Genomic DNA, 12,473 nt, shown 5'->3' with positions numbered 1-12,473 from the left:
AAAAGCAAAAACTAAATAACAAAAAAGATAAGGAGGGAATTCATTGAAGCAAGTTGTCGAGGTATCAAAGCAAACACAAGAACTCCAAGTACCGATTATTACCACTCCTAAAAGATCATTCGTACTAAAAGCACTAAAAAAAGATTGGCAGCTGTATTCTTTACTTATTTTACCAATCATTTATCTGGTGATCTTCAAGTACATACCCATGATTGGTAATATTATTGCTTTTAGAAGATTTATTCCCGGGGGAAATATCTTTGGGGAAGAGTGGGTTGGTCTTCACTATTTTCAAATGTTTGTAGGAGACACGGCCTTCTGGCAGGTATTTAGAAACACGTTAATTACCAGTAGTTTAACATTACTTTTCTGTTTCCCTGCTCCGATTATTATTGCCTTATTACTAAATGAGATCAAATCAACAAAGTTCAAAAAGTTCGTTCAAACAGCATCTTATTTACCACACTTCCTATCCGTCGTCATCATAAGCGGGATGATTTTACAATTAACCTCTACGAGTGGTGCGATCAATTCATTAATAGAATTCTTTGGCGGCAAGCCCGTCTTATTTATGCAAGATCCACATTGGTTTAGACCGGTATATGTTGCCTCAGAAGTTTGGCAGACGATGGGGTGGGGAGCGATTCTCTATTTAGCTGCCCTTACAAATATCGACGATTCTCTATATGAAGCAGCCAAAATAGATGGTGCAAACAGATGGAAACAAACCATTCATATCACCATTCCAGGAATTCTTCCAACCGTGATTACACTACTAATTCTGAATATTGGAAATATTATGGCGGTTGGATTTGAGAAAATCTTATTAATCTATAACCCATTAAACTTTGAAACTTCGGATGTTATTTCTACCTATCTTTTCAGGATTGGCTTACAATCGAGCAACTTTAGTTATGCGACTGCAATTGGCTTGTTTGAATCTATCATTGGATTGTTCTTAGTCTTTTCTGCCAATTTTCTATCGAAAAAGTTTACAGACAATGGATTGTGGTAAGGGAGGAGAGACCAGTGAAGGAAACGGTACAGTACAAAATATTTAAAGTCATTAATGTAATTATCTTGTTATTAGTTATATATGTAACATTATTTCCCTTCTTGAATGTCGTTGCTCAGTCATTTAGCGGTCAGGCCGAGATTAACGCAGGTAAAGTAAACCTGATACCAAAGGGATTTAACCTTACAACCTATCAAACTATTCTGCATGACAAAACGTTTTGGACGAGCTATCGAAATACCATTGTTTATACCGTTCTAGGTACCCTGATCGCAATGGTAATGACGACCATTTTTGCTTACGTTTTATCGAAAAAGCGTCTTATGGGTCGTAAGTTCTTTACTTCCATGGCAATTTTTACAATGTTTTTTAACGGTGGATTGATACCGAATTATATCTTAATTAAAAATCTTGGCTGGACCAATACCATTTGGGCCATTGTGATCCCTGGTGCCATTAGTATCTTTAATATGCTGATCATGAAATCATTTTTCGAAGCCATGCCAGAGGAACTGGAAGAAGCAGCATCGATTGATGGATCCTCTACCTATGGAACATTTATAAAAATCATCTTACCGTTATCAAAGCCCATTTTAGCTACCATGGTCCTGTTCTATGCGGTGGGAAGCTGGAATTCATGGTTTGGGGCATTCCTTTATTTGGATCAGTCCGACAAGTTCCCAGTGACGCTTTACTTGAGAAATCTTTTGGCGGGAGCAACATCAGGCCAATCAGCCGGTGCTACCTCTGCAGATGATTTGCAGCAAATTGGCGCTAATATCAAGGCCGTAACAATGGTATTAACGGTATTGCCAATATTAATGGTGTACCCGTTTGTTCAAAAGTACTTTGTTTCCGGCATCATGCTTGGATCCGTTAAACAATAACCTGGATGCGACTTAGTTACATAAGTTCATTATAAAAATTATAAAGTGGGGGAAATCCAATGGCAAAGATTTTAAAAAAGTTAGCTTTTTTAGTTGCAATTGTTACCGCTCTTAGCAGCTTATTGGCTGGATGCAGCAGTGATAAAAGCACAAGCTCAACTGCTTCTTCTTCTAAGGATAAGGGAGCGGCCATGGCAGATTACGGGGTCGAAAAAACATTTAAAGCGAAAAAACCGATTACGTTTACAACAATGTACAATGATGCTGCATGGTATGCCTATAAAAAGGATTGGCTGCTATGGAGTGAAATCACAAAAAGAACGAATGTTACTTTAAAACCAACAGTTGTTCCAATGAGTGATTACGCCCAAAAAAGAAGTTTGTTAATTAGTTCCGGGGATGCTCCGCTAATTATCCCTAAAACGTATCCTGGTCAGGAAACTCCATTTGTTTCCTCTGGTGCTATTCTGCCAATTAGTGATTACGTGAAATACATGCCTAACTACATGGATAAAGTAAAAAAATGGAAACTACAGCCTGAGATTGATAATTTAAGACAAGCCGATGGTAAATATTATCTACTCCCTGGTTTACACGAAGAGGTATGGCCAGATTACACACTAGCTGTAAGAACAGATATTTTTGAAAAGAATAATATCGCGATTCCGAAAACATGGGATGAATTTGAAGCAGCATTGAAAAAATTAAAAGAAATCTATCCTGATGTTACACCATTCTCCGATCGTTGGAGTACATCCGGAGCCGTTAGTCCGCTGGGTGCTTTATTGCAATATGCCGCTCCTACTTTTGGTACCGTTGGCGGCTGGGGCACAACAAACTATGTGACATTTGATCAAGACAAAAATAAATTTGTATTTGCTGGTGCATCAAAAGAGTATAAAGAAATGCTAACTTACTTTAATGGACTTGTTAAAGAAGGTTTGTTGGACAAAGAAAGCTTATCACAAAGTGACGATCAAGCGATTGAAAAATTTGTAAATGGTAAGTCATTTGTGATTAGCAGCAACTCTCAAGAAATCGTTACCATGCGTACAAGTATGGACAAAACGCTAGGAGAAGGTAAATACAATATTGCAAAAATCGACGTACCTGGAGGTCCAAAAGGAAACGTTATTGCTGGATCAAGATTAGAAAACGGAATCATGATTAATGCCAAAGCCAAAGATGATCCAAATTTCATTGCCTTGCTTCAATTTATTGACTGGTTCTGGTATAGCGATGAAGGAGAAGAATTAGCTAAATGGGGCGTTGAAGGCACAACATATAAAAAGGAAAATGGTAAACGCGTTCTTATGCCAGATATCAACTTCCTTGGCTTAAACCCTTCCGGAAAGAAAGATTTACGTGTGGACTATGGTTTCGGAACTGGTTCATTTGCTTATGGTGGTACTACTGATTTACTGCAATCCACAATGAGCGAAGAAGAAGTTAAATTCCAAGATAGTATGCACAAAAATAAGGAAGTATTACCAGTAAATCCTCCATATCCAATGAGTGCAACTGATCAAGAACAAGCAACACTTATTTCAACACCATTAACGGATACGGTAAAACAAAATACAGCGAAGTTCATTTTAGGTACTCGTCCATTATCTGAGTGGAATGCTTATGTATCTGAATTAAAAGCTAAAGGTATGGATAAATATTTAGATATGGTTAATAAAGCTTATAAAGATTTTGAAAAGAAAAATAAGTAATTAGATTAAGTGATTGTGTGATACTGCCTGTAATACTTTTTAATAGAATTACAGCCAGTGGTCACTAAAACGTAATCAACATAGGTGATGGTTGTGAAGAGAAAGTTGACTTCTCACGTTCACAACCATTTTTCTCTATTAGAGAAATTTCACAATCAAAATGAACTTGATAGGTGGATTTATTATGAGAAAAAGAGAGTTTGGTGAAGGAACCTTATTTTCAGTTACAAATTATATCTATTGGCTGTTAATGACAAATATATATTTTGTCCTTTGTAATGCTATTTTCTTATTCTTTTTTATGACACTGGAACCTACTTTTTCTAATATTACGATTTACTTTCTGGCTCTTATCCTGACTGGACCTTCGATTTCAGCCTTGTTTTATTCAATGGGAAAACTTATCCGGGATAAGGAACTTTCTCCATTAAAAGATTTCTTTCACGGATATCAAATAAATTTTAAAGATACCATGCGATTTTGGCTGCCGCTTCTTCTAGTTCTATACATCCTTTTTGTGGACCTGCAATACTTTAATTCAAACCCATCAGTACTTCATCATATTTTATCAGTAGTCTTTTTCATAGGGATTATCGTTACGTTGATTTTTATGATGTATGCATTTTTAATTAATGCAGGCTTTAACTTTAGATTGAAAGATATTTGGAAACTTTCCATTTATTATAGTTTCAAAAAGGTAAAGGTTACCTTTGGGAATATCAGCATTGTTATTATCACCTTATTTTTAACCACGATTACTTCAAATTTTTTCATCCTATTTACGGCAAGTGTAGTGTGTTATGTATTTTTACTTAATAGCAGGGAAGTATTAGAAGATTTAAGATTGAACTTTTGTAAACCAAATGAGAGTGCCAATTAACGGAGGGGTAAAGGAATGAAGATGGGATTTAGATGGTATGGTGAGGGCAATGATTCTGTAACCCTAAATCATATTAAACAAATACCAGGCGTAGAGACGATCGTTTGGGCGCTTCACGATATGCAGGCAGGCGCGGAATGGCCTATGGATCGAATCCAAGAAGTAAAACGACAAGCAGATCAATATGGTTTTAATATCGATGTAGTGGAAAGTGTAAATGTTCATGAGGATATTAAACTCGGATCTCCTACCCGGGACCAATATATAGAAAACTATAAACGTACGATTGAAAAGCTGGCTAAAGTGGGAGTAAAGGTCATCTGTTACAACTTTATGCCTGTGTTTGATTGGATTAGGACCGATCTATATAAAGCACATGAAGACGGCTCTACTGCCCTTTTCTATGAAACATCAAAAGTGGATGACATTGACCCAATGGAATTGGTAAATAAAATTGCCATGAACCCTGACTTCACCATGCCAGGCTGGGAGCCTGAGCGTTTAGAGAATATTACCAATCTATTGGAAGCCTATAAACATGTAACAGAAGAAGATTTATTTAATAACCTTCAATACTTCCTTGAAGCTATTATTCCAGTGGCAGAAGAACATGATATCAAAATGGCAATTCATCCGGATGATCCACCATGGTCTGTATTTGGCTTACCACGGATTGTCACCAATCAGGAGAATATCCGACGGATTTTAAAGCTTGTTGACAGTGCGTACAATGGGATCACACTTTGCAGCGGGGCATTAGGTTCAAGCCGCAGCAATGATGTGGTTGCAATGGTTCGAGAATTTGCGGAGCGAATCCCGTTTGCCCATGTTCGCAATGTGAAAATCTATGAAAATGGTGATTTTATTGAAACCTCTCACCGAACACAAGATGGTTCAGTAGATATAGTTGGAATCATGAAGGCCTATCATGAAAGCGGCTTTAAAGGATACATCCGTCCGGATCATGGCCGGCATATATGGGATGAACAATGCCGGCCTGGATATGGTCTATATGATCGGGCATTAGGCATCATGTATTTATTAGGCGCTTGGGATGCCTTAAATCGATAGTATAGTAGTTGTTCCTCAATTACTTACGCTAACACTTATTTCAATATGGAGGAGGACTCATAATGAACACTATAGTTGAAAACACTCTAAATAATGTAACGGAACAATATAAAGTCCATCATAAAGAGAGCTATGCCGCATGGCTGCAATACCAAAAAATAGATGATGGAGCATTAGTACAGGAATACCAAAAATGGGCTTCTACTATTGTAAGTCTTGCAGATTCCATCGTGATCCAATCTGCACAAAACGAACTTATAACAGCCTTTTCGTCCATGTTAGATTTACAACCTGAAATTTCATCGGGTATTAGAGCAAAAAAAAGCATTGTGTTAGCGACCAAGAAGGAAGTAAATTTGTTAGACGACAAGATCGATGCTGATTTTGAGCAAATCAATGAAGATGGTTATATGATAAAGACTATTAATACGGAAGAAAAAAGCACCATTTATCTAGTAGGTAAAAGAGAAGCAGGAGTATTATATGCCGCTTTTCATCTATTAAGGCTCATGCAGAATCGAGAGAAATTAGATAATTTAAACCTAGTGGAATCCCCTAAGAATCAATTAAGGATGATTAACCAGTGGGATAACATGGATGGAAGTATTGAACGAGGTTATGCAGGAAAATCTATTTTCTACAAAGACGACGTATTCTCTGAGGAGCTAAACAGGATTCAGGATTATGCTAGATTACTGTCTTCTGTTGGGATAAATGCTATTTCTATTAATAACGTAAATGTTCATCAAGTCGAAACCAATTTAATTACAAGCAGCCTACTTCCTCGAGTAGCGGTTGTTGCCAGTATTTTTAGAGCTTACGGAATTAAAACATTCCTAAGTATTAATTATGCAAGTACAATTCAATTGGGCGATTTGGACACGGCAGACCCATTAGATCCTGTGGTAAAAGAATGGTGGAAAAATAAGGCGGAGGAAATATATCGCTTTATCCCTGATTTTGGAGGATTCCTTGTAAAAGCAGACTCCGAACACCGGCCTGGCCCTTTTACTTATAATCGTAATCATGCAGATGGGGCTAATATGCTGGCAGAAGCTTTAGAGCCATTTGGCGGTTTAGTCATCTGGAGGTGTTTCGTCTATAACTGCCTGCAGGACTGGCGCGATCGTTCGACAGACCGTGCGCGGGCGGCATACGACCACTTTAAACCACTTGACGGTCAGTTCCATGAGAATGTTATTTTACAAATAAAAAATGGACCGATGGATTTCCAGGTACGTGAAGCGGTTTCCCCGTTATTTGGAGCGATGCCGCAAACGAACCAAATGATGGAATTTCAGGTGACACAGGAATACACAGGGCAGCAACGGCATCTTTGTTACTTAGTTCCACAATGGAAGGAAATTCTCGATTTTGACACTTTTGCAAATGGAGAAGGATCACCCGTAAAACATGTGGTTGACGGTTCGATGTTCCCATACCGTTATTCAGGTATAGCGGCTGTTTCTAATATTGGCAATGACTACAATTGGACCGGACATACTTTAGCGCAGGCAAACCTATATGGTTTTGGCCGGTTAACCTGGAATCCTGACCTTGAAGCAGAAACCATCACTAATGAATGGATTGGGCAGACCTTTGGCCAAGATGAGCTGGTTAACGAACAAATCAGTCAAATGCTCCTGAAGTCGTGGGAAATTTATGAGCATTATACTTCACCACTTGGCGTAGGCTGGATGGTGAATCCGCATCATCACTATGGACCAAATGTGGATGGCTATGAATACTCGGTTTGGGGTACCTATCATTTTGCTGACTGTCACGGTATTGGGGTCGACCGTACCGTCCAAACAGGTACAGGTTACACCGCACAGTATTTTAAAGAAAACACCGAAATGTACGAATCACTTGACACCTGTCCGGATGAATTGTTGTTGTTCTTCCACCATGTTCCATATACACATAAATTAAAATCGGGTGTTACAGTCATTCAGCATATTTACAATACTCACTTTGAAGGCGTTCTAGAAGCCGAGGAATTAAAGGAAAGATGGACAACGTTAAAGGACCGGATAGATTCTGAGCGTTATGAAGATATATTAAATAGATTAGAAGAACAAGTATCACATTCAAAAGAGTGGCGGGATATCATTAACACTTATTTTTACAGAAAATCAGGTATTGCAGATGAACAAAATAGAAAAATCTATTAAGACTATGTGTTAATGTTTTCTACCTTCATGTCAAAGGTGGAACTGTAATGGAAATGGCAAAAAGCCAGGGAGCGGCGCCACAAGTAAGTTTGCTCAAGTTAACATGGCCAATTTTTATTGAACTTTTTCTTCAAGTCATTATGGGCAGCACGGATACCATCATGCTGTCCCATATCTCTGATGATGCAGTAGCCGCTGTCGGGGTATCGAATCAACTAGTTTTCTTTACCATCCTCATCTTTAATTTTGTTTCAATGGGGACAGCAGTGGTCCTCTCCCAATACTTGGGAGCGGGTTTACGTGAACAGGCAAAAATCGTGACGACCATGTCAATTAAGCTAAATTTTATCGTTGGTTTAATTATTAGTTTAATCATGGTCATTTTTAAAGGTGAATTTTTGGCATTCTTTCATCTTCCCGAACATCTTGCCGGACTAGGAAAGCAATATCTTTCCATTGTTGGAGGAACTCTTTTTATCCAGGCATTATTGCAAACGGTATCCTCTATTTTAAGGGCGAATGGTTACACGAGAGATGCGATGTTTGTGTCTATGTTCATGAACATGATTCATTTAGCCATCAATAGTATTTTGATTTTTGGTTTATTGGGATTCCCTCAACTGGGCGTAAAAGGGACGGCTATCTCTACAGGAATAAGCAGGACAGTAGCCCTACTGGTGATCCTCTGGATTATGTATAAACGGATCTCGCTGAATATCAAATTAAAGGATTATCTAACAAGTGATCGGACACAAATTAAAAAAATCTTAAAAATTGGTATACCGGCTGCTAGTGAACAACTATGCTACAACGCCAGTCAGTTGGTGATAACATCGATGATCGCTGTTCTGGGTGCTGCGGCCTTAACCACCCGTGTTTATACACAAAGCGTCAATTCATATATTGTTTTATTTGGCTTGGCCATGGGTCAGGGAACACAGATTTTAATAGGTTATAAGGTAGGTGCCCGTGATTTTGATGGTGCCTATCGCCAATTATTAAAAAGCTTAAAATATAGCTTTACTCTCACCTTTGGGATTGCCGTACTTATATGTTTCTTCCGGGAATCTCTTCTTTCGATTTTTACAGATAATAAAGAGATTATTTCCATGGGAAGCAAATTATTATTGTTTTGTTTCATTCTGGAGCCGGGCCGAACGTTTAACTTGGTCGTGATTAGTTCACTAAGAGCAGCCGGTGATACAACCATCTCCGTTAAAATGGCCGTTATCTCCATGTGGGGGATTTGCGTGCCGCTAGCTTACTTCTTAGGAATACATCTCGGAATCGGACTGCCAGGTATTTGGGTCGCCTTTATTGTGGATGAGTGGGTTAGAGGGATTACGATGTACTTTAGATGGAAAAGCAGGGCATGGGAAAAAAAAGTCTTAGTTCAAAATCAAGTATCACCAACTGCCTAAAAATGAATAATCGACAATTTTCCCCCGTCGTAAAAAGGCGGGGTGTTTTATGGAAATAGATAAAAATTTACGGAAAAGAGAGATATTAGAAGGAACATGGTAAGACATGAAGAATATATAAGCTGAGTTTATTTAGCCTACTAGCTAGAGTCAAGCTGAATAGTGCTATTTAGATACTTCATTTAGTCATCCAACAAACATTTAGAAGCATGTTCATAATTTCATAAGTTTATTAGGAGGAAATTAAAATGAATCAGAAGCTGCGCTGGGGAGTCCTAGGATGTGCCAATATTGCCATCCACTCTGTAATTCCAGCAATTAAAAACTCTGAAACCAGTGTGGTGCTTGCGATTGCCAGCCGGGGGTTAGAGAAAGCAAGATCGACGGCTGCTGAATTAGGCATTGAACGAGCATACGGTAGTTATGAAGCACTTTTGCAAGACCCTGAAATCGACGTGGTTTACATTCCCCTGCCAAATCATCTGCATAAAGAATGGACCATAAAAGCCGCAAAAGTTGGAAAGCACGTTCTATGTGAAAAGCCGCTTGCCCTAAATCAGGAAGAAGCTAGAGAGATGGTTTGGGCATGCAAAGAGTCTGGGGTGAAACTGGGCGAAGCATTTATGTACCGTTATCACCCTCGATATGAACGAATTAAGGAAATTTTAAATTCCGGAGAAATAGGAACCATTCGCGGACTGCACGGAACCTTTACCTTTAATAATGCCGGAGACAAAGACAATGTCCGCTACCGTGCTGAGTGGGGCGGAGGTTCCATATATGATGTTGGTTGTTATCCGATTAGTGCAGCAAGATATTTGTTGGAGCGGGAACCAGAAGCGGTTACCGTACAAACATTTTTCTCACCCGAACATGATCATGTCGATATGATGGTATCTGGCTTAATTGAGTTCCCTGAAAATATTGGAGTAACCATTATGTGCGGCATGTGGGCTCATTTTCAAAATACCCTTCAAATTGTAGGGACAAAAGGAAGGATAGATATTCCAAACGCCTTTATCGTAAATTCCGATTTAGGAGGGGATTTTAAAGTTACCGTTGAAGGGGAAACACGAACCGAACCAAGTAAAGAACTTAATCAGTATACCATCCAGGTGGATGAATTTGCCAAAAGTATTATTGGCGGCACATCGCCCCGTTTTCCAGCGGAAGATGCTATCAGAAATATGAAAGTCATCGATGCGTGTTTGTTATCGGCAAAAAATAAACAGCGGGTGTCACTTATTTAAAATTAAAATTTCATTCGTATGGTTCTCCCAATCAAACAGATGATCCAGAAATGGCTCGCTTTTCATGAAGACAATTGGGAGCGGTCGCAGGGCAGAGGAAGAGGAGCTGGGGTGAAAAAAACAGTGTTTCACTAATCCAAATTGCCTTAGCCTATGCGTTAAATCGACCCTTCGTCGACTTGTACGTCATTAGATCCAATGACAACAGCTGGAATGCATTCCAGTATGGAGAGGCTGCATATTCAGCTAACCCAAGCCAAAATCGATTGGCTGGACTTACAAGAATGCTATTACTAAAAATAGTAAGCCATTAAGCTTTTATATAAAAAAACTTAGTTTGTTGAATACGCAAACTAAGTAGGCGGTGATATAATAAAATTAGGTTTTTTAATAAACGTAGAAATTTTATCAACTAAGGAGGAGATTGTAGTGTCTTTCGTTACGAATCCGATTTTGCCAGGGTTTAACCCGGATCCTTCCATTGTAAGAGTAGAAGATGATTATTATATTGCAACGTCCACTTTTGAATGGTTTCCCGGGGTACAAATCCATTATTCAAGAGATTTAAAGAATTGGAGATTACTAACCCATCCATTAACACGTAAAAGTCAAGTGGATATGCTTGGGGATCCGGATTCTGGAGGAGTATGGGCTCCATGCTTGAGCTATGATAATGGAACATTCTACTTAATCTACACCGATGTGAAAAGTCATATTGGACCATTTAAAGATACCCACAATTATCTCATTACTGCTAACGATATTATGGGTCCATGGTCCGAACCGATTTATTTAAATAGCAGTGGGTTTGATCCATCCCTATTTCATGATGACGACGGGAGAAAATGGCTTGTGAATATGGTGTGGGATCACCGGAAAAACAAAAATTCCTTTGGCGGCATCTTGCTTCAGGAATATTCCCCTGAGGAGAAGAAATTAATCGGACCGATCCATAATATCTTTAAAGGAACAAAGTTAGGATTAACAGAAGCCCCTCATTTATATAAGCACAATGATTATTATTATTTGATGACTGCTGAAGGTGGGACAAGATTTGAGCATGCAGTCACAGTGGCCCGCTCCGAGTCATTATTCGGCCCTTACGAGGTTGACCCCACAGGACCAATTTTGACTTCGTCTGGCAAACCGGAGCTTGAACTTCAAAAGGCGGGACATGCCAGCATCGTCCATACACAAACAAATGAGCTGTATTTAGTTCATCTAACAGGACGCCCTCTGAAGCCTTCGATGAACTGCAATCTTGGCAGGGAGACAGCAATTCAAAAAGGAGTTTGGACCGAAGATGGATGGCTCAGGCTTGCGAATGGAACTACTAGTCCGGATGCAAAAGTGGAACTTCCTTCATTACCTGAATGCCCTTTTGAAAGAGAGCCTGAAACCGATCATTTTGATGGGGAAGAACCAAGCATTCATTTTAGTTCCCTTCGAGTACCATTTACAGAAGAATGGGTTTCTATCAAAGAGAGACCAGGTTATTTAAGATTAAAAGGAAGAGAATCGTTTAGTTCTTCACATAGACAAAGCTTGATCGCCCGCAGACAGCAGGCCTTTTCGGTAACAGCTGAGACTGTTGTGGAATTTGAACCGGAAACCTTTCAACAGATGGCTGGGCTTGTTTACTATTACAACAGTCGAAATTACTACTATCTTTGGATAAGTCATGACGAAGAGCTAGGCAAATGTATTGGGATTATCGCCAGTGACCAGGGGGTCTACACAGAGCCGCTCGACACTCCAATATCAATAGACGGTTGGAACCAAGTATTCTTAAAAGCCGATCTTCATTATGCGGAGCTCCAATTCTACTTTTCTGAAGACGGTATCAATTGGGCTAAGATCGGCCCAGTCTTAGATGCCAGCAAAATATCTGATGATCATGTGGAACTGAAAAAGGGCGGTACATTACTCGATCAGGGATTCACAGGCGCATTTATTGGCTTATGTGCCCAAGATTTAAGCGGCAGGAAGAAACATGCGGATTTTGACTTTTTTACCTACCGTGAACGAGATGAAAAATAAACGTACCTCGAGAAAGG

Annotated in this window: 9 protein-coding genes; all 9 read left to right on the top strand. The window is 39.2% G+C overall.

Annotated elements, in window-relative coordinates; genetic code table 11:
• Nucleotides 1-94 precede the first annotated feature (94 nt).
• The 9 genes from M3226_RS04015 to M3226_RS03975 all read left to right on the top strand — a co-directional run bounded on the left by M3226_RS04015 (nucleotide 95) and on the right by M3226_RS03975 (nucleotide 12,456).
• On the top strand, nucleotides 95-1,015 hold the full coding sequence (locus M3226_RS04015; protein WP_251563223.1) for an ABC transporter permease: 921 nt from the start codon (nucleotides 95-97) through the stop codon (nucleotides 1,013-1,015).
• A gap of 14 nt (nucleotides 1,016-1,029) precedes the next feature.
• The gene (locus M3226_RS04010) at nucleotides 1,030-1,902 is read left to right on the top strand and encodes a carbohydrate ABC transporter permease (RefSeq protein WP_251562821.1); all 873 of its coding nucleotides are present in this window, start codon (nucleotides 1,030-1,032) and stop codon (nucleotides 1,900-1,902) included.
• Nucleotides 1,903-1,961: 59 nt separating this feature from the next.
• Nucleotides 1,962-3,620, top strand: a complete 1,659-nt coding sequence (locus M3226_RS04005) for an ABC transporter substrate-binding protein (protein WP_251562819.1) — start codon at nucleotides 1,962-1,964, stop codon at nucleotides 3,618-3,620.
• 184 nt (nucleotides 3,621-3,804) lie between these two features.
• Nucleotides 3,805-4,500: a YesL family protein gene (locus tag M3226_RS04000; protein ID WP_251562817.1), complete on the top strand. Its 696-nt coding sequence runs from the start codon at nucleotides 3,805-3,807 to the stop codon at nucleotides 4,498-4,500.
• A 15-nt stretch (nucleotides 4,501-4,515) separates the two neighbouring features.
• Nucleotides 4,516-5,571, top strand: a complete 1,056-nt coding sequence (uxuA, locus tag M3226_RS03995) for a mannonate dehydratase (RefSeq protein WP_251562815.1) — start codon at nucleotides 4,516-4,518, stop codon at nucleotides 5,569-5,571.
• A 62-nt stretch (nucleotides 5,572-5,633) separates the two neighbouring features.
• Complete coding sequence (locus tag M3226_RS03990) at nucleotides 5,634-7,745, top strand: alpha-glucuronidase family glycosyl hydrolase (RefSeq protein WP_251562814.1); 2,112 nt, start codon at nucleotides 5,634-5,636, stop codon at nucleotides 7,743-7,745.
• A gap of 47 nt (nucleotides 7,746-7,792) precedes the next feature.
• Entirely contained in the window at nucleotides 7,793-9,166 is a 1,374-nt protein-coding gene (locus tag M3226_RS03985) for an MATE family efflux transporter (protein WP_251562812.1), read from the top strand.
• 248 nt (nucleotides 9,167-9,414) lie between these two features.
• Nucleotides 9,415-10,416 carry a Gfo/Idh/MocA family protein gene (locus tag M3226_RS03980; RefSeq protein ID WP_251562810.1) on the top strand — a complete coding sequence of 334 codons (1,002 nt, stop codon included), beginning with the start codon at nucleotides 9,415-9,417 and terminating at the stop codon, nucleotides 10,414-10,416.
• 429 nt (nucleotides 10,417-10,845) lie between these two features.
• Nucleotides 10,846-12,456, top strand: a complete 1,611-nt coding sequence (locus M3226_RS03975; RefSeq protein ID WP_251562808.1) for a glycoside hydrolase family 43 protein — start codon at nucleotides 10,846-10,848, stop codon at nucleotides 12,454-12,456.
• Nucleotides 12,457-12,473: the final 17 nt, after the last annotated feature.

It is taken from the genome of Neobacillus cucumis (assembly GCF_023715505.1).
The sequence above is the reverse complement of the archived record's forward strand: the minus strand, read 5'-3'. Positions and strand labels throughout refer to the sequence as shown.